The organism is Streptomyces sp. VRA16 Mangrove soil (assembly GCF_017377775.1).
Lineage (GTDB): Bacteria > Actinomycetota > Actinomycetes > Streptomycetales > Streptomycetaceae > Streptomyces.
This window is the reverse complement of record NZ_JAFVLN010000004.1, coordinates 97,787-122,847: the sequence shown is the minus strand read 5'-3', so window position 1 is coordinate 122,847 and position 25,061 is coordinate 97,787. Positions and strand designations below refer to the sequence as shown.

General features: G+C 72.2%; 21 protein-coding genes. 14 read left to right on the top strand and 7 right to left on the bottom strand.

Annotated features, from left to right (window positions below):
* Window positions 1-20: 20 nt before the first annotated feature.
* From J3486_RS12825 to J3486_RS12815, 3 genes are read left to right on the top strand one after another with little or no spacing between them, the layout of a single operon-like run.
* Window positions 21-1,010: a polyphosphate kinase 2 family protein gene (locus J3486_RS12825; protein ID WP_207820396.1), complete on the top strand. Its 990-nt coding sequence runs from the start codon at window positions 21-23 to the stop codon at window positions 1,008-1,010.
* Complete coding sequence (locus J3486_RS12820; RefSeq protein ID WP_207820395.1) at window positions 1,007-3,700, top strand: HAD-IC family P-type ATPase; 2,694 nt, start codon at window positions 1,007-1,009, stop codon at window positions 3,698-3,700. The genes J3486_RS12825 and J3486_RS12820 overlap by 4 nt, the downstream gene beginning before the upstream one ends.
* Window positions 3,701-3,706: 6 nt before the next feature.
* Complete coding sequence (locus tag J3486_RS12815) at window positions 3,707-5,425, top strand: SulP family inorganic anion transporter (protein ID WP_207820394.1); 1,719 nt, start codon at window positions 3,707-3,709, stop codon at window positions 5,423-5,425.
* Here the strand turns inward: J3486_RS12815 and J3486_RS12810 are convergent.
* From J3486_RS12810 to J3486_RS12800, 3 genes are read right to left on the bottom strand one after another with little or no spacing between them, the layout of a single operon-like run.
* Complete coding sequence (locus J3486_RS12810; protein WP_207820393.1) at window positions 5,419-6,894, bottom strand: alpha-amylase; 1,476 nt, start codon at window positions 6,892-6,894, stop codon at window positions 5,419-5,421. The two genes, J3486_RS12815 and J3486_RS12810, sit on opposite strands and share 7 nt — an antisense overlap.
* On the bottom strand, window positions 6,891-9,590 hold the full coding sequence (locus J3486_RS12805; RefSeq protein WP_207820392.1) for a glucosidase: 2,700 nt from the start codon (window positions 9,588-9,590) through the stop codon (window positions 6,891-6,893). Before J3486_RS12805 ends, J3486_RS12810 begins: the two co-directional genes overlap by 4 nt.
* Before the next feature lie 20 nt (window positions 9,591-9,610).
* On the bottom strand, window positions 9,611-11,041 hold the full coding sequence (locus tag J3486_RS12800) for a hypothetical protein (protein WP_229377963.1): 1,431 nt from the start codon (window positions 11,039-11,041) through the stop codon (window positions 9,611-9,613).
* A 144-nt stretch (window positions 11,042-11,185) separates the two neighbouring features.
* On the opposite strand from J3486_RS12800, the gene J3486_RS12795 reads away from it, so the two are divergent.
* The 3 genes from J3486_RS12795 to J3486_RS12785 all read left to right on the top strand — a co-directional run bounded on the left by J3486_RS12795 (window position 11,186) and on the right by J3486_RS12785 (window position 14,658).
* A complete protein-coding gene (locus J3486_RS12795) occupies window positions 11,186-11,740 on the top strand; it encodes a DUF1269 domain-containing protein (protein WP_207820773.1) in 555 nt (184 codons plus the stop codon).
* Window positions 11,740-12,225 (top strand): DUF1269 domain-containing protein, encoded by a 486-nt coding sequence (locus J3486_RS12790; RefSeq protein WP_207820391.1) that lies wholly within the window; start codon window positions 11,740-11,742, stop codon window positions 12,223-12,225. Before J3486_RS12795 ends, J3486_RS12790 begins: the two co-directional genes overlap by 1 nt.
* A 147-nt stretch (window positions 12,226-12,372) precedes the next feature.
* Window positions 12,373-14,658, top strand: coding sequence for a LuxR C-terminal-related transcriptional regulator (locus J3486_RS12785; protein WP_207820390.1), 2,286 nt, complete (start codon window positions 12,373-12,375; stop codon window positions 14,656-14,658).
* On the opposite strand, the gene J3486_RS12780 is transcribed toward J3486_RS12785, so the two are convergent.
* Complete coding sequence (locus J3486_RS12780) at window positions 14,579-15,055, bottom strand: LuxR C-terminal-related transcriptional regulator (RefSeq protein ID WP_207820389.1); 477 nt, start codon at window positions 15,053-15,055, stop codon at window positions 14,579-14,581. The two genes, J3486_RS12785 and J3486_RS12780, sit on opposite strands and share 80 nt — an antisense overlap.
* A gap of 146 nt (window positions 15,056-15,201) precedes the next feature.
* The gene (locus J3486_RS12775; protein ID WP_207820388.1) at window positions 15,202-15,411 is read right to left on the bottom strand and encodes a hypothetical protein; all 210 of its coding nucleotides are present in this window, start codon (window positions 15,409-15,411) and stop codon (window positions 15,202-15,204) included.
* A 160-nt stretch (window positions 15,412-15,571) separates the two neighbouring features.
* Between J3486_RS12775 and J3486_RS12770 the strand changes: the two genes are divergently transcribed.
* A complete protein-coding gene (locus J3486_RS12770; protein ID WP_207820387.1) occupies window positions 15,572-16,036 on the top strand; it encodes a hypothetical protein in 465 nt (154 codons plus the stop codon).
* A gap of 17 nt (window positions 16,037-16,053) precedes the next feature.
* On the opposite strand, the gene J3486_RS12765 is transcribed toward J3486_RS12770, so the two are convergent.
* Window positions 16,054-17,373 (bottom strand): diacylglycerol kinase family protein, encoded by a 1,320-nt coding sequence (locus tag J3486_RS12765; protein WP_207820386.1) that lies wholly within the window; start codon window positions 17,371-17,373, stop codon window positions 16,054-16,056.
* 159 nt (window positions 17,374-17,532) lie between these two features.
* On the opposite strand from J3486_RS12765, the gene J3486_RS12760 reads away from it, so the two are divergent.
* A complete protein-coding gene (locus J3486_RS12760) occupies window positions 17,533-18,951 on the top strand; it encodes a DUF2252 domain-containing protein (RefSeq protein WP_207820385.1) in 1,419 nt (472 codons plus the stop codon).
* Here the strand turns inward: J3486_RS12760 and J3486_RS12755 are convergent.
* Window positions 18,943-19,758, bottom strand: a complete 816-nt coding sequence (locus tag J3486_RS12755; RefSeq protein ID WP_207820384.1) for a YhjD/YihY/BrkB family envelope integrity protein — start codon at window positions 19,756-19,758, stop codon at window positions 18,943-18,945. The two genes, J3486_RS12760 and J3486_RS12755, sit on opposite strands and share 9 nt — an antisense overlap.
* A 270-nt stretch (window positions 19,759-20,028) precedes the next feature.
* On the opposite strand from J3486_RS12755, the gene J3486_RS12750 reads away from it, so the two are divergent.
* From J3486_RS12750 to J3486_RS12725, 6 genes are all read left to right on the top strand, one after another.
* Entirely contained in the window at window positions 20,029-20,751 is a 723-nt protein-coding gene (locus tag J3486_RS12750) for a GAF and ANTAR domain-containing protein (protein ID WP_207820383.1), read from the top strand.
* Window positions 20,752-20,920: 169 nt separating this feature from the next.
* Window positions 20,921-21,886, top strand: coding sequence for a helix-turn-helix transcriptional regulator (locus J3486_RS12745; RefSeq protein ID WP_307804789.1), 966 nt, complete (start codon window positions 20,921-20,923; stop codon window positions 21,884-21,886).
* 163 nt (window positions 21,887-22,049) lie between these two features.
* On the top strand, window positions 22,050-22,421 hold the full coding sequence (locus J3486_RS12740; RefSeq protein ID WP_207820382.1) for a hypothetical protein: 372 nt from the start codon (window positions 22,050-22,052) through the stop codon (window positions 22,419-22,421).
* A gap of 11 nt (window positions 22,422-22,432) precedes the next feature.
* Window positions 22,433-24,019, top strand: a complete 1,587-nt coding sequence (locus J3486_RS12735) for a peptidoglycan-binding protein (RefSeq protein ID WP_207820381.1) — start codon at window positions 22,433-22,435, stop codon at window positions 24,017-24,019.
* Window positions 23,988-24,539: a protease inhibitor I42 family protein gene (locus tag J3486_RS12730; RefSeq protein ID WP_207820380.1), complete on the top strand. Its 552-nt coding sequence runs from the start codon at window positions 23,988-23,990 to the stop codon at window positions 24,537-24,539. Before J3486_RS12735 ends, J3486_RS12730 begins: the two co-directional genes overlap by 32 nt.
* A 22-nt stretch (window positions 24,540-24,561) precedes the next feature.
* Window positions 24,562-24,978, top strand: a complete 417-nt coding sequence (locus J3486_RS12725) for a hypothetical protein (protein ID WP_207820379.1) — start codon at window positions 24,562-24,564, stop codon at window positions 24,976-24,978.
* Window positions 24,979-25,061: the final 83 nt, after the last annotated feature.

Genomic DNA, 25,061 nt, shown 5'->3' with positions numbered 1-25,061 from the left:
CCGAGCGGCCGAGGTGACGTATGCGCGAAGGACCTGCACGGACGACGGACGAACAGGCCGAGCGGATCGCCGAGTTCATCGCTCCGCTGAAGGTGCGGCCCGGCGCGAAGGTGCACCTGGCCGATGACTTCGACCCGGCCTACAAGGCGGGCGTGAAGAACAAGAAGGCCGGCGAGGAGCTGCTGCGCACCGGCGTCGCGCTCCTCGCCGAGTACCAGCAGCGCCTGGCCGCCGACGGATCGACCGGCGTGCTGATGTGTCTGCAGGCGCTCGACGCCGGGGGCAAGGACGGCACCATCCGCCATGTGATGAGCGGCGTGAACCCGCAGGGCGTCCACGTCGCGGGCTTCCGGGTGCCGTCCGCCGACGAGCTGAGCCACGACTTCCTGTGGCGCTACTCGCGCGGTCTGCCGCGCCGCGGCGAGATCGGCATCTTCAACCGGTCGCACTACGAGGAGGTGCTCGTGGTGCGGGTGCATCCCGAACTCCTCACCCGCCAGGGGCTGCCGGAAGGACCGACCGGCGGAAAGCTGTGGCGGCGCCGCTACCGGGAGATCAACGACTGGGAGCGGTACCTCACCGAGAACGGGTTCCGTGTCGTGAAGCTGTTCCTCAACCTGTCCAAGGAGGAACAGCGCACCCGTTTCCTGAAGCGGATCGACCTGCCCGACCACAACTGGAAGTTCTCCGCGGCCGACGTCCGCGAACGCGCCTGCTGGGACTCCTACCAGCACGCGTTCTCCGAGATGCTCTCCGCGACCAGCACCTCCTGGGCGCCCTGGTACGTGATCCCCGCCGACCGCAAGTGGTTCGCCCGGATCTGCGCGGCCGCCGTCCTCGTCCACACCCTCATCGACATCGACCCGCGCCCGCCCGAGATCGACGACAAGAGCCGGCACGAACTGGAGCGCGAGAAGCGGAAGCTGGAGCGTGAGGCGCCGGCCGGGGCGGCGCCCGACCCGTACGCCGCCGGGCACGGCCACCGGAAGGAACGGAGGCGGAAGCGGTGACGGCGCACACGGAGCCGGAACTCTGGTACACCCGGCCCGCCGAGGCGGTGGCCGGGCAGCTCGGTGTCGACCCGACGCTCGGCCTCAGCGCGGCGCGGGCCGCCGCCCGGCTCGCCGACGACGGGCCCAACGCGCTCCCGCAGGAACGCACGCGCGGCCCCCTCGCCCGGTTCCTCGGCCAGTACACCTCGTACATGCAGCTGATCCTCGTCGCGTCCGCCGTGGTGTCCCTCGCCGTCCAGGAGTGGGGCACCGCCGTGGTCCTCGCCGCCCTGACCGTCCTCAACGCGGTCATCGGGATCCGCCAGGAGGGCAAGGCGGAGAGCGCCATGAACGCGCTGAAGGAGATGTCGAAGGCCACCGCCCGGGTGCGCCGCGACGGGAACGTGGCCCAGATCCCCGCCGAGGACGTGGTCGTCGGCGACGTCGTGCTGATCTCCGCGGGGGACGAAGTCCCGGCCGACGGACGCCTGTTGGCGGCGAGCTCGCTGCAGATCGACGAGTCCGCGCTGACCGGCGAGAGCGTCCCCGCGGCGAAGGATCCGGCGCCGGTGCCGGGGAGCGGCCTCGGTCCCGCCGACCAGACCGACATGGCGTTCATGAACACCCCGGTCACCCACGGCAGCGGCGTCCTGCTCGTCACCGCCACCGGCTCCGGCACCGAACTCGGCCGGATCGCCGGCATGCTGACCGCGACCAAGCCCGAACCCTCGCCCCTGACACGGGAGTTGAACCGGCTCACGCTGTGGATCGTCGGCGCCGCCGGGATCACCATGGTCGTGATGTTCGGCCTCGGACGCGGCCGCGGCGAGTCCTGGGACGCCCTCTTCGTCAGCGCCGTCTCGCTCGCCATCGCCGCGATCCCCGAGGCCCTGCCCACCGTCACCCAGACGATCCTGTCCATGGGCGGCCTCGAACTCGCCCACCGGGGCGCCATCGTCAAGGACCTGCCGTCGGTGGAGACCCTCGGCTTCACCTCCGCCGTCAACTCCGACAAGACCGGCACGCTGACGATGAACCAGATGACGGTCGTCGAGGTCGTCGACGCCTTCGACCGGTACACCGTCTCCGGCACCGGCTACGGCCTGGAGGGCCGCATCCATCACGCGGCCGGGTCCACCGCGAGCATCGAGGACGCGATCCTGCCCTACCTGCTCGCCAGCGACGCCGCACTCGTCGACGGGCAGGTGGTCGGCGACCCGACGGAGGGCGCGCTGCTCGTCCTCGGCCACAAGGCCGGGCTCGACATCGACGCCACGCGCGAGCGGCTGCCCCGCCTCGCCACGCTGCCGTTCGACCCGGCCCACAAGCTCATGGCGACCTTCCACGAGGCCCGGGACGCGCAGGGGCACACCGTCGTGCGCTGCTTCGTCAAAGGGGCGGCGCCCGCCGTCCTCGCCCGTGCCACCACGGCCCTCTCGGAGGGGACGCCGATCCCGTTCGACGCCGCGCTGCGCGAACGGGCCCAGGGCGCGGTCGAGCGCATGGAGCGGGAGGGGCGCCGGGTCATGGCCGCCGCCGTCCGCGACCTCGACCCCGCCGCGTTCTCGCCGAGCGGCGACCTCCTCTCCCTCGTCAGGGAGTTGAGCATCACGAGCCTCGTCGGCATGGTCGACCCGCCGCGCGACGAGTCGAAGGCCGCCGTGGCCGCGGCGCAGGCCGCCCACATCCGCGTACGGATGGTGACCGGCGACGACGTGATCACCGGCGCGGCCGTCGCCCGGCAGGTCGGCATCGACGGCGAGGCCATCCTCGGCACCGACTTCGCCGCGCTGACGGAGGCCGAACGCCTGCGCCGCATCGAACGGATCGGCGTCGTCGGCCGGGTGGCCCCCGAGCACAAGGTGCTGCTCGCCGACACCCTGAAGAAGCGCGGGGACGTGGTCGCCATGACCGGCGACGGCGTCAACGACGCCCCCGCCATCAAGGCCGCCGACATCGGCATCGCCATGGGCTCGGGCACCGAGGTCGCCAAGAACGCCGGACGGATGATCCTCTCCGACGACAACTTCGCGACGATCGTGCACGCCGTCGAGCAGGGCCGGAAGATCTACGACAACCTCACCAAGTACATCCGGTTCGTCCTGGTGCTCCTGGTCGTCTTCGTCCTCACCTTCCTCGGCGCGACTCTCTTCGACATCGCCGACGGGGAACCCTTCACGCCCGCCCAGGTGCTGTGGATCCACTTCTTCGTCAACGCCGCCTTCGGCTTCTCGCTCGGCTTCGACCGGGTCCGCCCCGGGCTGATGAGCCGCCGACCGCGCCCGCGCGGCGAACCCGTGATGACCGGCGGCCTGATGCTCACCGTCGGGCTCGTCGGCACCGGCGTCGCCGCCGCGCTCCTCGGCATGATCAAGATCGGTCAGGTGCGCTACGACAGCACGGCCGTCGGCAACTCCATCGCCTTCACCGCGTTCACGTTCTGCCTGATCGTGGCCGCGCTGGAGTGCCGCGACCAGACCGGCACCGCCCTGACCGTCGAGACCTTCGACAGCAAGCAGCTCAACTGGACCGTGTTCGGCGAGTTCCTGCTCGCCGTGCTCGTCACCCAGGCCGACGTCTTCAACCGGCTGCTCGACACGACACCGCTGCACATCGGCCAGTTCGGCTGGGCCCTGCTGCCCGCCCTCGCCCTGCTCGGCCTGTGGGAGCTGGGCAAACTCCTGGCCCGCCGCCGGTCACGGGGGTGAGCGCCCATGGGCTGGGTGCCGCCCGGAACGCAGACGCTGCGCGGGTACCGACGCGCGTGGCTGCTCAAGGACGTGGTCGCCGGCATCGTGCTGACGACCCTGCTGGTACCGCAGGGCATGGCCTACGCGGAACTCGCCGGGCTGCCGCCCATCACCGGCCTGTACACGTCCGTGCTCTGCCTGCTCGCGTACGCGGTCCTCGGCCCGTCCCGCATCCTCGTGCTCGGGCCCGACTCGTCGCTCGGGCCGATGATCGCCGGGACGGTGCTGCCGCTGGTCGCGTCGGACGGCGACCCGGAGCGGGCGGTCGCGCTCGCCTCCGTACTCGCCCTGATGGTCGGCGGGATCATCCTGCTGGCCGGGGTGGCACGGCTCGGGTTCATCGCCGACCTCATCTCCAAGCCGACGATGATCGGATACATGAACGGCCTCGCCCTGACGATCCTCGTCGGGCAGCTGCCGAAACTGTTCGGGTTCTCCACGGACGCGGACGGCATCGTCGCCGAGGCCGACGCGTTCGTACGGGCGGTGGCCGACGGGAAGACCGTGCCGGCCGCCGTCACCGTCGGGCTGTGCTGCGTCGCGCTGATCCTGCTCCTCCAGCGCTTCCTGCCGAAGGTGCCGGCCGTCCTCGTGATGGTTGTGCTCGCCATCACCGCCAGCGTCGTCCTCGACCTCGCCGGGCACGGCGTGCGGATGGTCGGACGGCTCCCCGAAGGGCTGCCGCCGTTCACGCTCCCGCACGTGGGACGGGACGATCTCGGGCCGCTGTTCGCCGGCGCGCTCGGCATCGCCCTGGTCTCGCTCGCCGACGCCATCTCCAACGCCACCGCCTTCGCGTCCCGCAGCGGGCAGGAGGTCCGCGGCAACGACGAGATGATCGCCATCGGCGGCGCGAACATCGCCGTCGGACTCTTCCAGGGCTTCCCGCTCAGCACCAGCGGCTCACGCACCGCCGTCGCCGAACGGGCCGGTGCCAAAACCCAGTTGGCCGGGGTCGTCGGCGCCGCGCTGATCCTGCTCATGCTCGTCCTGCTGCCCGGCCTCTTCCGCAACCTGCCGCAGCCCGCGCTCGCCGCGGTCGTCATCACCGCGTCGCTCTCCCTCGCCGACCTGCCCGCCACCCGCCGGCTGTGGCGGCAGCGCAAGGCGGAGTTCTGGCTGACCATCGCCGCGTTCCTCGGGGTCGCGCTGTTCGGCGTGCTGCCCGGGATCGGCATCGCGGTGGGCCTGTCGATCCTGAACGTGTTCCGGCGCGCCTGGTGGCCGTACAGCACGGTGCTCGGCCGGGTGCCGGGCCTGGAGGGCTACCACGACGTACGCTCCCACCCGACCGCCGAACACCTGCCGGGCCTGGTCATCCTGCGCTTCGACGCCCCGCTGTTCTTCGCCAACGCCAAGTCGTTCCGCGACGAGGTGCTGCGGACGGTGCGCACCACCACCCCGCCGCCGCGCGAGGTGCTGCTCGCGGCCGAGCCGATGACCGACGTCGACACCACGGCCGCCGACATCCTGGAGGAACTCGACGCCGCGCTCCAGGAGCGGGGGGTGCGTCTCGTCTTCGCCGAGCTGAAGGACCCCGTGCGGCGCAAGATCGAGCGGTACGGGCTGACCCGCACGTTCGACCCGGAACGCTTCCACCCCACCGTGGAGGGTGCGGTGGCCGTGTTCCGGGCCGAGAGCGGGGCGCACTGGGCCGCGGCCCACGACGACGGGGCTCAGTGACGGCTCGCCCGTACCGCCAGCACATGCGTGCCCCAGCCCGGCAGGTCCACGTACAGGCCGCTCCCGAGCAGTTCCGCGCCGGAGCGCCCGTAGCGGTCGTCGGAGAAGACGAGCTCCGTCAACTCCCAGGTGTCCGGTCCGAGTTCGGGCCACGGCAGCGGGATGCGGGCCTGCGCCGGACGGCCGGACAGATTGACCACCGTCAGGAAGCGGCCCGCGTCGCCGGTCCAGCAGGAGGCGATCAGGTCGCGCCCCGAATCGTTGTCCGGCCAGACCTCGCACTCCAGCAGCCGCCAGCGCCCGGTGCGCATGCCGCTGCGGTGGACGCGGGCCAGCAGCCGCTCGTGGAACGCGCGCAGGCCCGGGTCGGGCGTCTCGGCGGCGCGCCGGTCGAGGAACACCGGCAGATGGATGCGGCGCCCCGTGAACTGGCCCTCGTGCCACAGCGTCGCGCCGGGCAGCGTCGCGATCAGCACCGCCGCCGCGCACTCCTTGTCCGCGGGCAGGGTGTGCGCGGCCCGCGGCTCGTCGTGGTTCTCCAGGAAGCGCACGAGACCGCGCTGATAGCCCTCGTCGGCCCGCAGGTGGTCGCGGACGGACGTGGCGCTCTCGTGCAGGATCCGGTCGTAGAGGCGCTTGTCGTAGCAGAAGTCGAACCCCTGGCGCTGCAGGGCCCATTCGAGGTCCCAGTACGCCTCGGCCGCGAAGACCATGTGCGGGTGACGCTCGCGGACCGCGGCCACCACCTCCGTCCAGAAGTTCCGCTCGGGCGGCGTGCCCGCACGCTCGCCCCAGGTCCGCGCGAACACGTCGTTCATCAGGAGCATCGCCATGTCGCAGCGCACTCCGTCGCAGGCCTCGCCGATGTCGGTCAGCACCTTGGCGGTCGCCCGGCGCAACTGCGGTGAGAACGCGTTGAGTTGGACGACGTCCGGCCAGGGAGGGAAGAACGGGTCGCGGCCGCGCGCGAGCACGGCCCGCCCCGTGTCGAGGAACGCCGCCGGGTCCCGGCGCAGGTCCTCGGCGTCCCCGCGCACGAAGTACTCCGGGTGTTCCGCGACCCAGGGACTGTCCGGCGCCACGTGGTTCGGTACATAGTCGAGGAGCAACCCGACGCCCCTGCGGGCGAGTTCGGCGCGGGCGGCGGCGAGCCCCGCGGGCCCGCCGAGCGCCTCGTCCACCACGTAGCGGCGGATGCAGTACGGCGATCCGGCGATGTCCTGGTCCCCGATGCCCGGCACCGCCGACTCGAACGCGGCCCGCAGCGTCGCGTTCTTCAGGGCGATGGAACGCCCCAGCGGGCTGCGCTCCCACACCCCCATCAGCCACACGGCGTCGACCCCGGCGGGCGTCAGCTCGTCCCAGGCGCCCTTCGGTACGTCGCCGAGGCCGGTGCTCGGGCCCAACTCGCGCAGCCAGACACGGGTGTTGACCTCATGGATGACGGGCTGCGCGGGTATCGCGGTCATCGGGTGCGCCTCCTCGCGGAGTCGGTGCGGAACGCCTCGGGTCCCAGCGTGCCGAAGATCTTCATCAGCGGCGCGATCAGACCGGTCCACCCGGTCTGGTGGGAGGCGCCGATCCCGGCGCCGTTGTCCCCGTGGAAGTACTCGTAGAACGACACCAGATCACGCCAGTGCGGATCGTCGCGGAACTTCGGCTGCCCGCCGTAGACCGGCCGGTGTCCGTCCTCGTCGCGCAGGAAGATCCGGGTCAGCCGCGCCGAGATCTCCTCGGCGACCTCGAAGAGGTTCTTGTGCACGCCCGAGCCCGTCGGGCACTCCACGGTCAGGTCGTCGCCGTAGAAGCCGTACAGATTGAGCAGGGCGCGCACCACCAGCGCGTTCATCGGCAGCCACACCGGGCCCCGCCAGTTCGAGTTCCCGCCGAACATCCCCGTGTCCGACTCGGCCGGCAGATACCCGACCCGGAACTCCTGGCCGCCCGCCCAGAACGTGTACGGGTGCTCCCCGTGATGCCGCGACAGCGCCCGGATCCCGTACGGGCTCAGGAACTCGTCCTCGGAGAGCAGATGCCCGAGGACCCGGACGAGCTTCTTCTCGTCCAGGACCGAGAGCAGCCGCGGACCGCCCGCCGAACCGGCCTGCGCCGCGCTCAGCGTCACCGACAGCGAGGGGTGCCGCGCCGCGAACCGCTGCAACCGCTCCAACAGGTCGCCGACCTGCGCCAGTTGGTCGGGTCGGAACACGGTCGACGCGCACAGCGGCAGCAGCCCCACCATGGAACGCACCTTCAGCCGCACCGCCTGCCCGTCGGGAAGACGCAGCACGTCGTAGAAGAAGCCGTCCTCCTCGTCCCACAGCTCGTCGCCGAGGTCGCCGATCCGGTCCATGGAGGCGGCGATCCACAGATAGTGCTCGACGAACTTGATCACCAGCTCGTCGTACGCGTGGTTGTGCTGGGCCAGTTCGAGGGCGATCTGCAGCATCGACTGGCAGTACAGCGCCATCCACGCGGTGCCGTCGGCCTGTTCCAGGGTGCCGCCGGTGGGCAGCGGTGCGCTGCGGTCGAAGACGCCGATGTTGTCGAGGCCGAGGAAGCCGCCCTGGAACACGTTGCGGCCCGCCGGGTCCTTGCGGTTGACCCACCACGTGAAGTTCGTCAGCAGCTTCTGGAAGGTGCGCTCCAGGAAGGCGTGATCGGCCTCGCCCGTCGTGCGCTCCTCCAGCATGTAGACGAAGTACGCGGCCCAGGCGTGCACCGGCGGGTTCACGTCACCGAAGTTCCACTCGTAGGCCGGGATCTGCCCGTTGGGGTGCAAGTAGCTGTCACGCAGCAGGAGTTCGAGTTGCTGCTTGGCGAACTCGACGTCCACGACGGACAGCGCCACCGTGTGGAACGCCAGGTCCCACGCGGCGAACCACGGGTACTCCCACTTGTCCGGCATCGAGATGACGTCGTCGGTGACCATGTGGAACCACTCGCGGTTGCGCACCCCGTCCCGCGGCGCACTCCACGGCGACACGTCGTGCTCCGCCAGCCACGTCTCCAGGTCGTAGGCGTAGTACTGCTTCGACCAGAGCATCCCGGCGAGCGCCTGGCGCAGCACCCGCGCCTCGTCCTCGCTCGCCCGATCGGGTGTCAACTCCCGGTAGAAAGCGTCGGCTTCGGCGATGCGCTCCTTGAAGACGGAGTCGAATCCGCGGGCCAGCGAGAGTGATCCGCCCGCGGGTCCGAGACGCAGCCGCAACGTCTCGGACCCGCCAGGGGCGACCACCATCGAGTAGTGAGCCGCCGCTTTGGTGCCCTCCCGTTCCGGATTCACGGCCGTACCCTCGCCCTCGACGATGTACCGGCCGATGCCGTCCTTCACGTAGGGCGAGCTGTTCGCGCTGCCGAACAGCCGCTCGTTGTTCGTCTCGTTCTCCGTGAACAGCAGCCGCGGCGCGCCCGCGCACCGCAGGTCGTAGGAGCCGAGCTCGGGATGGTCGGCGCGGACCGCCGACACCTGGCGCGGCGCTTCCACGGCCCGCAGCCGCGGCGCCGGTTCCGGCGCGCGGCCGTCGTGCCAGGACCAGGTGTTGCGCAGCCACAGCGTGGGCAGCACGTGCAGCGCCGCCTCGTCGGGGCCCCGGTTCTCCACGGTGATCCGCATCAGGATGTCGTCGTGGTCCGCCTTGGCGTACTCCACCGTCACGTCGAAGTACCGGTTCTCGTCGAAGACTCCGGTGTCCATCAGCTCGTACTCGAACTCCTGGCGGCCGCGCGAGCGGTTCACCGCCAGCAGGTCCTCGTACGGATAGGCGGCCTGCGGGTACTTGTAGAGGTACTTCAGGTACGAGTGGCTGGGCGTGCTGTCGAGGTAGAAGTAGTACTCCTTGACGTCCTCGCCGTGATTGCCCTCACCGTTGGTCAGGCCGAAGGCGCGCTCCTTGAGGATCGGGTCGTGGCCGTTCCACAGGGCGACCGCCAGACAGAGCCGCTGCTTCTCGTCGCAGATGCCGCCGAGACCGTCCTCGCCCCACCGATAGGCGCGCGAACGCGCGTGGTCGTGCGGAAAGTACGACCACGCGTCGCCGCCGGGGCTGTAGTCCTCCCGGACCGTGCCCCACTGCCGCTCGCTCAGGTACGGGCCCCACAGGCGCGCCCGCGCGTTGCCGGCCGCCGTCGGCCCCACGCCCGCGGTCTGCTCCTGCTTCTTCATGCGCGTACTCCCTGCCTAGGTCAGCCGGATGCGCCAGTCTTCGCGGGGCCCGCGGGGCCCGCCTCACCTGCCGGGGGTGAGCTCCCCGGGCGGGCCAGCAGCGTGAGGGCGATCTCGTACGCGGCGAGCAGCGCGCCCACCACGAAGAGCGCCGTCCACGACGACAGCAGCAGCGCGATCAGTACGGCGACGAGCGCGCCGCCCACCCGCAGCACGTCGGCGTGCCGGGCCAGCCACGGCCGTGCGGCCTTGTCCTTGGTGATCCGCGCACTGGCGCGGGCCGCGAACTGCGCACTGGCGCGGGCCCCTTGAACGGTCCAGCGGCGCAGCGCCCTCGGCAGCCGGCCGGGCCCGATCAGATACATCAAGGCCGCGAGACCGACGCCGAACCAGAGCAGCTGGTCGCCGCGGTCGCGCAGCGTCGTGAACACCGTCCACAGCGCCGCCTGCAGTCCGTCGCGGTAGACGCCCTCGGGGACCTGGCCGAGCAACTGCCGGCGCACCGCCCGCAGCACCGTCGTCAGCACCGTCACCGTCACCACCAGCCACACGCCGAGCTGGAGCAGGGTGCGCCGCCGGTCGGGCGCGGCCCACAGCGCCAGCGCGAGCAGCACCGGCACGGCGATCAACAACCCCACCAGAGCGCGCTTGAACACCAGGACCGACTGCTGGAGCTGGCCGAGGGTGTGCCGGTTGTAGAGACGTATCTGCCCGAAGTCGTCCGGGAGCTGGACGCCCAGGGCCTTCTCGATACGGTCGTGCAGGCCGGGCGGGATCTCACCGGACTTCAGCGTCGGCAGGTCGAGCTTCTTGCCGAACAGTGAAGGCAGCTGCTGCTCAAGGGAGTTGAGCATGTTGTTGACCATCGGGAGCAGGTTCAGAGTGACCGTGTCGCCGCTCACCTGCACGTTCTTGTTCTTCTTCTCCAGGAGGGCGACGATCCGCTCGTGCGCCAGCCGGTTGGTCGCCCGCCAGATCGCCTCGAACTGATCCGTGGCGAGCAGTTGGGACACGGACTTCTGCATGAAGTCGTGGACCGAGCCGCTGACCGGGCCCGCGAGGAACGTGGCCCGCGGCGGCAGCGCCTGCGTCAGCCGCGCCTGCACGTCCAGCTGGTCGAAGATCTGGTCGGTGAGATACGTGGACACGGCCTTGTTCACGTCCGGTTCCTGCGGCAGCGGGCCCACGGTCGCCACCCAGCGATCCGTGTTCAACGTCGTCCGCGCCCCCCACACGCCCACCACCGACGTCACCCCCACCACGGCGACCAGCGCGATCAGCACCGCCGCCAGCATCCGCCGCACCACCAGCAGCCGCGCCGCGCGGCGCCGCTCGCCGCCGGCGCGGTCGCGCAGCTCGGCGACCTCGGCGCGCAGCCGCACGAGTTCCGTCTCGGCCGCCTCGGTCGTCTCGGCCGGCTCGGCCCCGTCCGGGGCCCGGTCCTGGGACATGGGTGACACCTCCCGTCGTCGGTGGCCCCCCACCGTCGTCGCGCCCCGCGTCCCGTCCCTCACCTGCGGCGGGTGACGCGGCGGCGGGGCGGCGAGCGCTGTGATGACGACGTGACGGGGGCGGATTCGTGGAAGGGAGGCCAGATGACCGGGATCGGGCCGGTGCAGCTTTTGACGGTCGAGTTCGGGCCGGACGCCAAGTTCGAGGGCCGGATCATGGAAGAGCTGTCGATCCTCGAGGCGAACGGTCAGATCCGTGTCCTCGACGTCCTCTTCGTCAGCAAGGAGTCCAGCGGCGACCTGTTCAGCATGGACTACCAGGCCGAAGGCATGGGGGAGACCGTCGCCGGGCTGCTCGGCATCTCCGGCGAGCAGGTGAAGGCGGCCCAGAAGGAGTTCCCCAGCCTCGTCGAGGGCAACGCCTTCGGTCTCAGCCTGGAAGAGATCAGGGAGACGGCGGACGCCCTCGACCCGGGCACCGCCGCCGCGTTCGTGCTCCTCGAACACGTCTGGGCGAAGTATCTGCGCACTGCGATCCGTGACGCGGGCGGCGTGCCCGTCGCGGAAGGCTTCCTCACCGAGGAGGCGCTCGCACCCGTCGCCGAGCAGGTCGCCGCCGCCGCGGAGCGGCTCGGCGACCCGGTCGACCCCAACGGCGGGGAGAAACGGAAGGCACGCCACCACCCCAGGAGGCCCTGATGGCCGATCTCGTCGTGCTCGGATTCGCGGACAGGGAGAAGGCGGAGGCCGTGCTGCGCCTGTCCAAGGAACTGTCCCGCCAGGAACTGCTCGACCTGGAGGACGCCGCCCTCGCCTGGCGCACCATGGACGGCAAGATCCACGTGAAGCAGACGTACAGCACCACGGCGACCGGCGCCGCCGGCGGCGCCCTGTGGGGCTCGCTGTTCGGACTGCTCTTCCTGATGCCCGTGTTCGGCGCCGCGGTGGGCGCCGCCACCGGAGCCGTCGCCGGAAAACTCACCGACATCGGCATCAACGACGCGTTCGTCAAGGAGATCGCGGGCACCCTCGAACCCGGCCGCGCCGCCGTGTTCGCCCTCGTCCGCCGCTCCACCCCCGACCGGGTCCGCGACGCGCTGCGCCCCTTCAACCCCAGCGTGATCCGTACCTCGCTCACCAAGGAAAGGGAGGAAGAGCTGGTCAGCGCCCTTCAGGGGGTATGACCGCAGGCTCCTCGGGCGGCCCGGCCGAAACGCCGTCGCACCCCGGAACTTCACCCGGGTGAGATGGCGTCCGCCGGGCCGCCCGGCTGTCCCGACGGGTCCACACTGGCCGAGCGGGTCGGGCCGACCGAGAGCGAGGAGCCGTCCATGGCCGACGTGGATACCGGTCCCGAGTGCGAGGCGCCCTGCACGGCGCCGGCCCTGCCCGCCTGGATCGTGCCGCGGCCGCGCCTGACGGACCGTCTGGCCCGGGCCGTACGAAGCGAGTTGACCGTCATCGTGGGACCCGTGGGCGCGGGCAAGACGGCCCTCGCCCTGGAGTGGGCGCACACCCGGCGCCCGCCGGGACCGGTCGCCTGGGTCACCTGCGACGGCCGCGCCGAACAGCCTGCCGTCTTCTGGCCGCGGGTCACCTCGGCGCTGCGCGACGCGGGCGTGCGCGTCCCCGACTCCGTCGCCACCGGTGAGGGGCCGCTGCTCGTCGCGGCGCTCGCCGCCGAACTCAACCGGCGCACCGAACCGGTGGTGCTGCTTCTCGACGACTTCCAGCCCGCCCCTGGCTCCCCGATCGCGGACGGCGTCAGCAGCCTGCTGCGGCACGCGCCCGGCGTGCTGCGCCTGGTCGTCCTCGCCCGCCGCGACCCGCCGCTGCATCTGCGCCGCGGCCGGCTCGCCAGCGGAGTGACCGAACTGCGCACCGCCGACCTCGCGTTCGACGACCGGGAGACCGCCGCCCTGCTCACCCAGCACCGTATCGACGTGCCCCGGCAGACCGTGAGCACCCTGCGCCGGCGCACCGACGGCTGGGCCGCGGGCATCCGGCTCGCCGCGATGTCCATGGAGAAGCTGGAGCAGCAGGGCGAGGCCGAGCGGTTCGTCGACAAGTTCGCCGGGGACGACGAGGCGGTCGCCAGCTATCTCGTCGAGGAGGTCCTCGACCTCCAGCCGCCCGCCATGCGCCGGCTGCTGCTCACCACCAGCGTCCTGGACCGGGTCAACGCCGAACTCGCCGCGGCGCTCTGCGGCGAGGACGTCGGCAGCCACTTCGCCGACCTCGTCCGCGAGAACTCCTTCCTCAACCCCCTCGGGCACGGCTGGTACCGCTGCCACCAGATGTTCGCCGACGTCCTGCGGATGTGCCTGCGCCACGAGACCCCGGGGCTCGTCGTCGCTCTGCACCGCAGCGCGGCCGCCTGGCTCGGCGCCCACGGCCAACTCGCCGACGCGGTCGGTCACTTGCTGGCCGCCGACGACTGGGATCGGGCCGGAGAGCTGATCGTGCGACGCCTCGCCGTCGGCCAGGTCCTCGGCCTGTCCAGGACCCGGCTGCCCGCCGACCTCACCCGCCGGGCCCCCGCCGAACCCGAGAGCGACCGTCCCGAGCCGGTGCTGCTCGCCGCCGCCGTCGCCCGGGCCCGCGACGACGACGCGACGTGCCTGCGCCATCTGGAGCGGGCCGCAAGGCAACTGGCCGAACTGCCGCAGGACAGCCTCGAACAGGCCGACCGCGTCACCCGCTGCCGGCTCGCCCTCGCCGTGATCCGGATGTCCAGGCTGCGCGCCCGCGATCCGCACCTGGCCTACACCGCCGCCCTCGAGGTGGAGGCCGTCGGGCCGCTGCTGCCGCAGGGCGCGCTGGCGCAGCACCCCGAGATCCCGGCGCTGGCCCTCGCGGTGCGTGGCAGCTGGGAGATCAGGGCCGGACATCTCAAGGCCGCCGAGACGTCCCTGACCGGAGCGCTCAAGGCGGCGGGCGCCGCGGGCAACGGCGCGCTGCGCCGCGACAGCCTCGTCGAACTCGCGTTGCTCGAAGCGGTCCGCGGCCGCTTCCGCGCCGCCGACGAACTCGCCGCCCACGCCACCCAGCCGCCGCTGCCCAGCTGGAGCGCCGCCGAACGCTCACGCGCCGCCCTGCACCTGGTGCGCGCCTGGGTGGAACTGGCCCGCGGCGAGCCCGGCCGGGCCCGGCACGAACTCGCCCGTGTCGACGGTGTGCTGCGTACGGCGCCGGACGCGTTCCTCGCCGAGCTGCGCATGCTCGCCGGGGGGCTGGCCGGCGCGGTGGAGCGCGGCACGCCCGCCCCGCAGGTCCTCGGGGAGCTGCTGCGCGGTGCCCGGCTGCCGGAGAGCGTGGTGCGGACGGTGAGCCCGGCCTGCGCCTTCGTGCTCGGCGCGGTCCGGCACGGCGCCGCGAACGGCTCGGCCGTGCCGGAGCGCCTGGGCGGACGGCCCGCCCGTACCGAGCGGTTGAGCCCGCGCGAACGCGACGTGCTCAGCCGTCTCGCCCAGATGATGACCACCGAGGAGATCGCGGCGGAGCTGTATCTCTCGGTGAACACGGTGAAGACCCACCTCAAGAGCGTCTACCGCAAGCTCGACGTGACCCGGCGTTCTGCCGCGGTCCGCCGGGCACGCGAACTCCAGCTTCTGTGAGCAGGCCGAGCGCGCGTCCGCGCGCCACGGCCTGGGCCCGGGACGAGGCACCCAACTTGCGGTACAGGGACCGGACATGGCTCTTCACGGTGTTGTGCGACACGTACATCCCGTCGGCGATCTGCCGCAGGGGCACCTCCTCCTGAAGCCGGCTGAGTACGGCCAACTCGCGGCCGGTGAGCGGCTGGACGGGCAACTGCTCCGGCCGGGGCCGCGGGACCGAGGCGAGCACGGCGGCCGCCTCCTCCACGAGCACCCCGGCGCTGCGCGGATCGGCCACGGTGCCGGCCACTCTGACCAGCGTCTGCGCGACCCACATCAGGCAGGCCGTCACGGTCGAGTCCTGGGCGGGGACAGGGCCGGGTCTCGACGGTCGGTCGTACAGCACTGCGGGCATGCCCCTCACCTCCCCATGTGGAGGGCATCCCCTCCACGGTGAGGGGCGTCACCGCCGTCGCGTAAGGGGCCTGTCGGCCCGATCGCCCGGGGACGCTTTGCCTCCCGATGCCTCGTGCCACGGTCGTATGCCGGGACGCGGAGGGGTCAGGAGGGCACCTCCGGCAACCGGCGCACCTCGACCAGTTCCAGGCCCAGGGCCTGCACGCGGTCGAGGATCCCGTACAGGGCGGCCTGGTCGAGTCCCGTCCCCACCAGGACCGTCTCGGAGGGGTGCGGCACCACCGTCAGCTCCCCGAACGCCGATCGGAAGGCTTCGCCGATCCTGCCGCGGACGTGGATCTCGAAGTCGCCCATGCCGGCACCTCCCTGAGACGGCTCGGCCCCCGGTCCTCGGCCAACTTCTCGTGGCGGCGCGGCCTGTGCCATCACCTGACACGGGTGACGGTGCGCGGGGCATCCGGCGGGATGCTCCGGAGTCGACGGGACACACACCCGTGACGAGGAGGCGACGGACATGGCCGGGCAGATCTCACCGGACCACCCCCCGGGCTCCGGGGCACCCGAACAGGAGCCCCACGTCAGTGTGATGGGGCTCGGCGGCGTCGTCTTCGCGGCGTGCGTCCTGGGCGTCATCGGCGGGTTCCACGCCATCGCGGGGCTCTCCGAGATCCTGAACGACAACTACTACCAGGCCCAGAACGACTACGCGTACGACTTCGACACCAATGTGCGCGGCTGGATCGAGATGATCACCGGCGTGGTGATGTTCGGGGCGGCCCTCTGCCTGTTCAGCGGCCGCACCTGGGCCCGGATCGTCGGAATGGCCGTCGCCGCCCTGAGCGCGTTGCAGAACTTCTTCTTCACGCCCTACCACCCGGTGTGGTCGGCGATCATCATCATCCTCGACGTCCTGGTGATCTGGTCGCTGGCGACGTACGGGCGCCGCGAGGCGCACAAGGTGTACGGGGCGCCGATGTAGCCGGGCGGCCGACGGCGTCAGCTCCGGTTCGTCAGGCCGAGTTCGGCGATCGTGCGCCAGTCGAGGGCGGGCCGCTCCCGGTAGACGCCGGGCCGGTGCCGGGGCACCGCCACGCGCAGCACGCCCGCCCTGACCTCGCAGCGCACCGGCACCGGCAGCCGCACCGCCTCGCCGTCGATGCCGACCGGCAGCTCCGTCCGGTCCGCGTCGACGGTCACCTCGGTCGCCTGGGCCCGGTCGAGCCCCGTGGCCCGGCTGCCGCGCAGCAGCCCGGCCGCCTGCGCGGCGCTCGTCACACGCACGCCGGCGCAGCCGAGGACGCCGCCGTCGATCCGGGTGCGCCGGCCGAGCCCCGCCACGTCGTGCTCGCCGTACGGGTTGTTGCTCACGAGCAGCGCCTGCGGATCGTCGAAGGTGTGCTCCCCGGCACGCGCGGTCAGCCGCGCGCCCCGGTGCCCCACCAGCAGTTCGGGCAGCAGTTCCAGGGTCGTACGGGTCTTGCCGTCGCGGTACGCCGGACTCTGCACCACCTCCGCGTACGCGCCGAAGGAGACGTTGTTGACGAACGGCCTGCCGCCCGCGCGCCCCAGGTCCACCCGCAGCTCCACCCCGTCGCGCAGCGCGTCCAGGGCGAGCGCCGGGTCGTCGCGGTCCAGGCCGAGGTCGAGGGCGAAGTGGTTGCGGGTGCCCGCGGGGATGACGAGGAACGGCAGGCCGAGCTCGGCGGCGACCTCGGCGACCAGGGCCTGGGTGCCGTCGCCGCCCGCCACGCCGAGGAGGTCGGCGCCCCGCGCGGCACAGTCCCGGGCGAGCGCGGAGACGTCCGTCCCGCCGGGCCCCTCGGTGTCCAGCAGCACCACCTCGGCGCCGAGCCGGGTGGCCTTCTCGCGCAGCCCGAACCGTTCCACCTTCCCGCCACCGGACCGCGGGTTCATGATCAGCACCGCGCGCCGGAACTCCGGCGCCGGACGCTCCGCCATCGCGGCCGGGGCGACGCCCGGGGTGAGCGCCGCCCGCCCGGTGTACGCCGCGAGCAGCCACAGCGCCCCCGACACCAGCACCACCCAGAGCAGGTCGGCCCGCGCGTACGCCACCAGCACCCACACCGGGGCGCCGACCGCGAGCAGCACCGCGAGATACCGCGGCACACCGCGCCGGCTGAGGACCCACCACACACCCGCGAGCGTGACCGCGACTCCGGCGAGCCCCACCCCGAGCAGCGCGAACGTCCGCAGCCCGGCGAACACGCCGAGCACCACCAGCGCGGCCAGCGCGCAGAGCAGACAAGCGCGCGCCAGCCGTCGTCGCCTCCGCAGTCCAGCGATCTTCGGTTCCATGACGGGCAGTCTGCGGCCTGCGCACCCGCCGCTCCTCACCCCTGACAGGCGAGTCGCGGCGCGACTTCACACGGCCGGGGTGACGCCCGGGGAGCCGGCCCGGTCCAGTGTCCGCGGCACCGGCGCGCGCCGGACCGGGAGCCGCGAGGGGAGTACGCCATGAACGGCACCGACACCACCACGACCACGTACGAGCACGCCACCCCGCGGGAGCGGGCGAGCCGGGGCAGGGCCGCCCGCTCCCGCGTCCCGCGCTCCGCCCACGGCGTGTTCGCGCCCGCCGCGGACCGGCCCGACCCGGTGGAGATCCTGGAGGACCAGTCGGGGAGCCGGCTGCCCGAGCTGGTGCCCCTGCGCTACGGCCGCATGACGGAGTCCCCGTTCCGCTTCTTCCGGGGCGCCGCCGCCCTGATGGCGGCCGACCTCGCGACCACGCCCGCCACCGGCCTGCGGGCCCAACTCTGCGGCGACGCGCACCTGTTGAACTTCCGGCTGCTCGCCTCCCCGGAGCGGCGCCTGATGTTCGACATCAACGACTTCGACGAGACCCTGCCGGGCCCCTGGGAGTGGGACGTCAAACGCCTCGCGGCCAGCCTCGCCATCGCGGGCCGCGGCAACGGCTTCGGCACGGCGCAACGCACCCGCGTGGTGCGGGCGACCGTGGCCGCGTACCGCAGGGCGATGGAGGAGTTCGCCGGGATGCGCACCCTGGACGTCTGGTACGCGCGCATCGACGCCGACGAGCTGTACGCGACGCTCTCCGCCCGCATCGACGCCCGCTCGCGCCGCCGGATGTCCGCCGCGCTCACCAAGGCCCGCACCCGCGACCACCTCCAGGCCCTCGACAAACTGGCCGCGGTCGTCGACGGCGAGCTGCGCATCACCCCCGACCCGCCCCTCATCGCGCCGCTCGACACCCTGCTGCCCGGCGTCGAGCGCAAGCACCTGGAGGACCAGCTGCGTCAACTGGTCGACCGGTACGCCCAGTCGCTGCCCGCCGACCGCAGGGCGCTGCTCGCCCAGTACCGGGTCGTCGACATGGCCCGCAAGGTCGTCGGCGTGGGCAGCGTCGGCACCCGCTGCTGGGTGATCCTGCTGCTCGGCCGCGACGCCGACGATCCGCTGCTGCTTCAGGCCAAGGAGGCCCAGACCTCGGTTCTCGCCCCGTTCGCGGGCGCCGCCGCCCAGGCCAACCAGGGCGAGCGGGTCGTCGCGGGCCAGCGGCTGATGCAGGCCGCCGGTGACATGTTCCTCGGCTGGGAGCGGGTCGAGGGCATCGACGGCAGCGAACGCGACTTCTACATACGGCAGTTGCGGGACTGGAAGGCCATCCCACAGGCCGACCTGATGAGCCCCCAGGTGATGCGCCTGTTCGGCCGCACCTGCGGCGTCAGTCTGGCCCGTGCCCACGCCCGCTCCGGCGACCGCATCGCGATCGCCGCGTACCTCGGCCGCTCCGACGCCTTCGACCGGGCGATCGCCCGGTTCGCGGAGGCGTACGCGGACCAGAACGAGCGGGACTGCGCGGCGCTCGGCAAGGCGGTCGAGGAGGGGCGGGTGCGCGCCGAGTCAGGGTGACGCGTCGCCGGGTCCGGGCCCTGCGCCGAGCCACCGCCGGACGAGCTCCTCCTGCGCCAGGACCCGGCCGATCGCCACCCCGCCCACGACCACGGTGAAGAACACGATCAGCCACGACAGCAGCGTGAACACCGAGCCGAGCGCGCCGTAGCGCTGTTCGCTCATCCGCAGGGCGCGGGGCAGCCACAGGGCGGAGGCCGAGCAGTACGCGACCACCCCGGCGCCGGTCAGCAGCGCCCCCGGCAGCAGCGGCGGCCACGGTACCCGGCCCGCGAGCAGCAGATGCTGCGTCCACCACCACATCAGCACCGTGTCGGCCAGCTGCAGCACCACCCCGAGGGCGGCTCCCGCGCCGAACGCCCGGTGCAGCGAGCCCTGGAGCACCAGCATCACGATCCACACCATCAGCCACACTGCCCAGCGCCAGGCCACGTACCGCACGCCGGAGCGCGGCAGTTCCCAGGAGCGTTCGCACATCCGCTGGAGGGCGCGGGTGAACGAGGTCGCCGACACCAGGGCCACGAGCACTCCGACCGCGCCCCAGCTGTGCAGGGCCGCGTCGCCGCCGTCGGTCAGGGTGTCGAGCTGCGCCACCACGGCTCCGTCGGCGCCCACCAGGGTGTGCAGCGAGCGCCGCATCTCGTGGCGCACCGGCGTCGGGCAGAACGAGGCGACGGCGATGAGCATCGGCAGCGCGGCGAGGAACGCCTGGGCGGCTAGCCGGGTCGCCATGTCCAGAACGGTGACCCGGACCAACTGCCGCGCGACACGGGCCGCGAACGACCGGGCGGCGTCGACGATCGCCATGACGGTGTCCTCCCCTGGCAGGACGGCGAAGCGCACTCCTGCCGGGCACCCTGCGCCGTCCCGGTCGGACCCGCGCCACCCGGCACGGGCGACGCCGGGCCCCGTCGACCGGTGGCGTCGCCGCCTGCTCCCGATCCCCACCGCGTTTTGCGGACAATCCCCCGGTGGGGGAAGGAGTCCGTTCGTTTTTCGGGCAGCGCCACGAGGGGCCGCTCGTGATGATGGGGACGGGGAGCCGATCTGCGGCTCGGTGTGCCCGAGGAGGCCGTGGTGTTGCGAGACGTCGAACTGGCTTCGGCGGCGGCACGACTGACAGGGGAGGCGAGCCGTGAACCCGCGGGCGTGGAGCGGGTTCTGGCCGTGTTCGTGGAGAGCGTCCGGTATCTGGCCGACGTCGACGGAGCGGCTGTGCACTGTGTGTCGTGCGGTGGTGCGGCCGCACGGACGGAGGCGACGAGCCGGGAGCTGCGTGCGCTGACGGCCGAGGAGGCGGCCTGGGCCGAAGGCCCCGGACACGCCGCGTGCACCACCGGACGGGCGATCGTCGATCTGGACGTGACGCCCCGCCCGGCCCTGGTGCGCTGGCCCCGCTGGGTACCGCGCGCCAGGGCCCTCGGAATCGGCCGTGTCACCGCCTTGCCGCTGGCCGTCCCCGATGGCCCGGTCGGCTCGCTCGTGCTGGTCAACGGCACGGGACTGCCTCTGGACGCGCGGACCCTGGACCTGGCGCGCACGCTCACGCAGATGACTGCCAGTGTGCTGTTCCTCCAGCGACAGGTACTCCGGAACCTCGCCGTGATCGCGCAGTTGGAACACGCACTGGACAGCCGTGTCGTCATCGAGCAGGCCAAAGGGATGCTCTCGGTCCTGCACGGCATCCCCCTCGACGACGCCTTCGCACTGCTGCGCAACCACGCCCGCTCGCACCGGCGCAAGATCACGGAGATCGCCCAAGAGATCACCGAGAACAGGTCACCGCTTCCCTCGCCGTGAACCGGAGGCGATCCGGTCAAGGACGTGCGGGCGTGTCCTGAACCGGCCGCCCGGCCCAGGGCGGGGCGGCCGAACTCCGGCGCCGTTCCCGGCGCTTCGGGTAACGTGCCACGTCCCCTGCCCGTCCGGCGGTACGTGCGCGCCGAGCGTCTGAATCGGAGTCGGAACCGTGAGCGACGTACCGGCGCGACTGACCGAGAGGCGGACGGAGTCCGGGGACGAGGCCCAGCGTCTGCTGCACGCCGCGTACGGTCAGCGGTTCCGCGCCGTGGACCGGCCCGGGGGCGGGAAATACCGCATGCGGCGCTTCGACGCCGACTCCTTCGCGTACAACGAAATGGCGCTGCCCGCGCACCTCGAATTCACCAAGGAGCCGCACGACAGCCTCGTCGTGGTCAGCGTCGACGCCGGTCGGGCCCAGCGCAGTTCGGAGGGTGAGCACGGCCGCTTCGCGGCGGGGGACGTCTTCGTCGGCCATGTGCCGGGACGGCCGTGCTCCGGGTTCACGACGGACGTGTACGCGGCCGCCGTCACGCTCGGCGCGGACCTGCTCGCACGGGCCGCTGCCATCGTCGACCCGCGCCGCGGCCGCCCGCTGCGTTTCACGAGCCTCACCCCGGTCGACCGACAACGCGCCGCTCACTGGGAACGTCTGCGCGGCCACGCCGCGGGCGTCGCCGAACTGGGCGACGAGGCGGGTCCGTTGCTCATCGGTCCGCTGGCCCGGCTGCTGGCGGGTACGGCCCTTCAGGTCTTCCCCAACACCCACGTCGGCCAGGAGCCGTCCCGCGTCGACACACGGGACACCGGCACGTCGGTGACGGCCCGCGCTCTGGCCTACATCGATGCACACGCCCACACCGACATAGGTCTCGCCGACATCGCCGCCGCCGCCCGCGTCACGCCCCGCGCCCTCCAGTACGCCTTTCGCCGGCACCTGGACACCACCCCGCTGTCCCATCTGCGACGCGTCCGCCTCGCGTCCGTCCATGCGGAGCTCAAGGCGGCCGACCCGCTGCGCGGCGACACCGTCACCCGGATAGCCGCCCGGTGGGGCTTCCTCCACCCGAGCCGCTTCTCCGCCGTCTACCGCGCCGAGTACGGCTGCTCGCCCCGCGTCACCCTCCACGGCTGACGGACCCGCGCTCATGGGAGGCCGGATCGAGCGTGCGGATGCGCACGATGTGGAGGAGCCGTGTACGGCACCCGGATGATGAACTGCTCATATGGAGTGCGTGTTAGCCTGCGCGCGATCAGGATCGAACACACCCGGTCGCGGGTAATGCGGGGGAGACGCGGTGGGCTCGGACGGCTACCAGGTCAAGGCGGGAATGACCGGGCAGGCCCGGCAACTCGACGACGCGGGAACCGACATGGACGGCGTCAGCTCGGCCGTGAAGTCCCGCACGCACTACTCCTACGCCGACACCGGAGGCAACGACGCCGCGTCGGCGCTGAACGCGTTCGTGACCGCGTGGGAGGCACAGACCAAGACCGTGGCGTCGGCGCTGCACGAACTCGGCGGCAAGGTGCAGCTGGCCAAGGCGTCCTACCACGGCAGTGACAGCCGGGTACGGGCCGATGTGCACACCGTGCCCTCCGGCGGCGAGAGCGGCCTGACCGACACCTCACCGCAGAGCGGCCGCGCCTCGTCGCTTTCGAGCTACTGAGAGGCGGGACGATGTCGTTCTTCTTCAACCCCGTCGACTCGCCCTCCGTCCGCCTCGACTGGCTGGCCGGACTCTCCAAGAAGCTGCTCGCCGCGGGCAGCAAGAACGAGGTCCTGGACCTCATCGACGACGCCCTGTCCGTGCCGCGACCCGGTGGGGACCCGGGCGAGCTGGAGAGCCTGGCCATGCTCTACCGCGGCCAGATCGACGCGGTCAGCGGCGTCCACGACCAGGTGGACCGGGTGGGACGCAAGAGCCTGTCCGAAGTCTGGGTCGGCGACACGAGCGTGCTGGCCTCCGACGTGGTGAGCGCCGCCGCGCGGTCCGTGGACCAGATGCGCGAGGCGTTCCAGGGATGCGCCTCGGTGCTGCTGACGCTGTCCGACGCGATCGGCGCGGCCCAGCGCAAGGACGAACAGGGCCGCGGACAACTGCTGGAGCAGAAGAAGATGCTCGGCGGCCGGGACGGCTTCTTCGACGACCTGCACGAGAACGACGAGGAGGAGTGGGACCGCAAGAACGCCGCCCACTTCGGCTCCTACGCGGTCGACCTGATGCACGGCGCCGTCTCCGACGCCCAGGAGGCCACCCGCGTCGCGGCCCGCGACCTCAACAAGTGGGCCTCCGAGGCGCGCGCCGGAAAGATGCAGACCAGCGAACTCACCCCCGCGGACAAGCTGATGCTCGCCGACACGGGGGTCGCGGGCGCCGACGCCGAGCTGAACGAGATCCTCACGGCGAGCGACCTGGAGCGCGCCTCGACGCGGATGGACCTGCTCAGCCTCGACGACGAGATGGCCATGGAGCGGATGCTGGCGACGTCGGACAGCCCGCAGGAGCGGGCCTATCTGATGAAGGCGCTGGCCGCGGGGCACAGTGTCGACGAGATCCAGACGTTCCAGAACAAGATCCACGGCAAGGACCCCGCCTGGATGAGCCGGCACCTCACGCCGGTGGTCACCGCCTCGGACAGCATGGACGACGAGGGCCTGGCGCCGGACGGCTCGAACAACAACAAGGACGAGGTCTCCTTCGACGGCCAGCGCTGGATCCAGGGCGGCGACGGCTCCGAGGGCACCTGTGTGGCGTCGTCCACCGTCACCTCCCGTGCCATGGTCGATCCCGTCTACGCGCTCGAACTCACGGGCGGCCCCGACGGACAGCAGGACGACCCCGAGGCCTTCAAACAGCGCCTGGTGGCCGAACAGCACCGGCTGCACACCGAGGGCGACGGCGGCAAGAACTGGGGCGGCATGGGCCCCGAGGGACAGGAACGGATCAACGACAACGAGGTCGGCCGCGCGACCGGCAGCGACTACCAGCGGCAGGACCTGAACAGTGCCGCCGACCGCAGGGCGGTCCTCACGGACGTCGAGAACTCGGTGGCCCAGGGGCACCCCGTGCCGGTCGACGTCTCGGGCGACAAGGGCGCCCACGCCATGACCATCATCGCCCAGGAAGGTGACATGCTTCAGGTCTACAACCCCTGGGGCGAGACCACCTGGGTCAGCGAGGACGACTTCATCAACGGCCACATGGGCAAGGCTTCCGACAGTGATCTCCCCAATGCGTACAGCGTCTATCTTCCGCAGCAGTAGCCGGGGCGGCGGTGCCGCGGTCGCGGCCGTCGCGGTGCTCGCCCTGGCGACGGGCTGCGGCTCCGGTGCAAACGAGCCGTCCGACACCCCCGCGGCCACCGCACGGCACTCCTCGGGCACCGGCGACGGGACGACGAGCCGTCCGGTGAAGGACACCCGCATCACGGCCGCGCCGGGCGAGCGCTTCACGCTCACCGTCGGCCAGAACGCGTCCACCCGCGACTACTGGTACCTCGTCGACCCCCGGCCCGACAGCGCGGTGCTGGTCAGCCGTGGCCAGAAGTACGCCGCGGCGAAGGACTCGGCGCCCGGTTCCAGCGGCAGGCTCACCTTCACCTTCGAGGCCAAGGGCAAGGGCACCACCCGGTTCACGCTGCTGCACTGCACCTTCACCACCTGCCAGGGCAACACCGCCGACCGGCCCCCCGGGACCACCAGTCCCTCCGCCACCCCCAGCACGCCGACGGCCACCCCCACCCTGGCGCCCCGGCGCATCACGTACACCGTCACCGTCGACTGAGCCGAGACCCCGAGGCCCCGCCATGAACCACGCCCCGCACCCGCCGGACCGCACGGACGACGAGCTGGCCCGGCTCGACATCTCCGCCCTGCTGAGCGACGGGCTCACCGCCGAAGCCGGCCCCCGGCGCACCGCCCTGTTCGGCGACGGCGCCGTCGCCGCGGCCGTCGTCCTCGACCGCCTGGGCACCGAGCCGCGCTCGGTTGCCTTCCTCGCCGACACCGTGCGCGCGGGCGGCCTCGCCCACGCCACCCAGCTGCCCGAGCCACTGCCCCGCCCCGAGGCGGCCGGCCTCGTACGGGAGTGGCTGCGGACCGGCAGCGACCTCGACGGTGGGGTCCCCGTCGACGACACCGCGGCCACCTGGCTGCGCGCGGTGGCCACCCTCATCGAGCTGAAGCAGCGGACTCGGGCACGGGGCGCGTTCAACCATTCCTAGGCCGATGCCGAGGGCGGCGGCGTCGAGTGCCGCACGGCCGGGGTCGGTCCGGCGGGGATGGTCTGGCCGGGGCCGAACGGCCG

Excerpts from the sequence above, each read along its gene's own strand:
- J3486_RS12725 (WP_207820379.1), top strand. The coding sequence starts at position 24,562 with ATGAACCACGCCCCGCACCCGCCGGACCGCACGGACGACGAGCTGGCC.
- J3486_RS12730 (WP_207820380.1), top strand. The coding sequence starts at position 23,988 with ATGCGTACAGCGTCTATCTTCCGCAGCAGTAGCCGGGGCGGCGGTGCC.
- J3486_RS12805 (WP_207820392.1), bottom strand. The coding sequence starts at position 9,590 with ATGAAGAAGCAGGAGCAGACCGCGGGCGTGGGGCCGACGGCGGCCGGC.
- J3486_RS12825 (WP_207820396.1), top strand. The coding sequence starts at position 21 with ATGCGCGAAGGACCTGCACGGACGACGGACGAACAGGCCGAGCGGATC.
- J3486_RS12770 (WP_207820387.1), top strand. The coding sequence starts at position 15,572 with ATGGCCGGGCAGATCTCACCGGACCACCCCCCGGGCTCCGGGGCACCC.
- J3486_RS12735 (WP_207820381.1), top strand. The coding sequence starts at position 22,433 with ATGTCGTTCTTCTTCAACCCCGTCGACTCGCCCTCCGTCCGCCTCGAC.
- J3486_RS12765 (WP_207820386.1), bottom strand. The coding sequence starts at position 17,373 with ATGGAACCGAAGATCGCTGGACTGCGGAGGCGACGACGGCTGGCGCGC.
- J3486_RS12785 (WP_207820390.1), top strand. The coding sequence starts at position 12,373 with ATGGCCGACGTGGATACCGGTCCCGAGTGCGAGGCGCCCTGCACGGCG.
- J3486_RS12760 (WP_207820385.1), top strand. The coding sequence starts at position 17,533 with ATGAACGGCACCGACACCACCACGACCACGTACGAGCACGCCACCCCG.
- J3486_RS12790 (WP_207820391.1), top strand. The coding sequence starts at position 11,740 with ATGGCCGATCTCGTCGTGCTCGGATTCGCGGACAGGGAGAAGGCGGAG.
- J3486_RS12810 (WP_207820393.1), bottom strand. The coding sequence starts at position 6,894 with ATGACCGCGATACCCGCGCAGCCCGTCATCCATGAGGTCAACACCCGT.
- J3486_RS12795 (WP_207820773.1), top strand. The coding sequence starts at position 11,186 with ATGACCGGGATCGGGCCGGTGCAGCTTTTGACGGTCGAGTTCGGGCCG.
- J3486_RS12755 (WP_207820384.1), bottom strand. The coding sequence starts at position 19,758 with ATGGCGATCGTCGACGCCGCCCGGTCGTTCGCGGCCCGTGTCGCGCGG.
- J3486_RS12780 (WP_207820389.1), bottom strand. The coding sequence starts at position 15,055 with ATGCCCGCAGTGCTGTACGACCGACCGTCGAGACCCGGCCCTGTCCCC.
- J3486_RS12815 (WP_207820394.1), top strand. The coding sequence starts at position 3,707 with ATGGGCTGGGTGCCGCCCGGAACGCAGACGCTGCGCGGGTACCGACGC.
- J3486_RS12775 (WP_207820388.1), bottom strand. The coding sequence starts at position 15,411 with ATGGGCGACTTCGAGATCCACGTCCGCGGCAGGATCGGCGAAGCCTTC.
- J3486_RS12800 (WP_229377963.1), bottom strand. The coding sequence starts at position 11,041 with ATGTCCCAGGACCGGGCCCCGGACGGGGCCGAGCCGGCCGAGACGACC.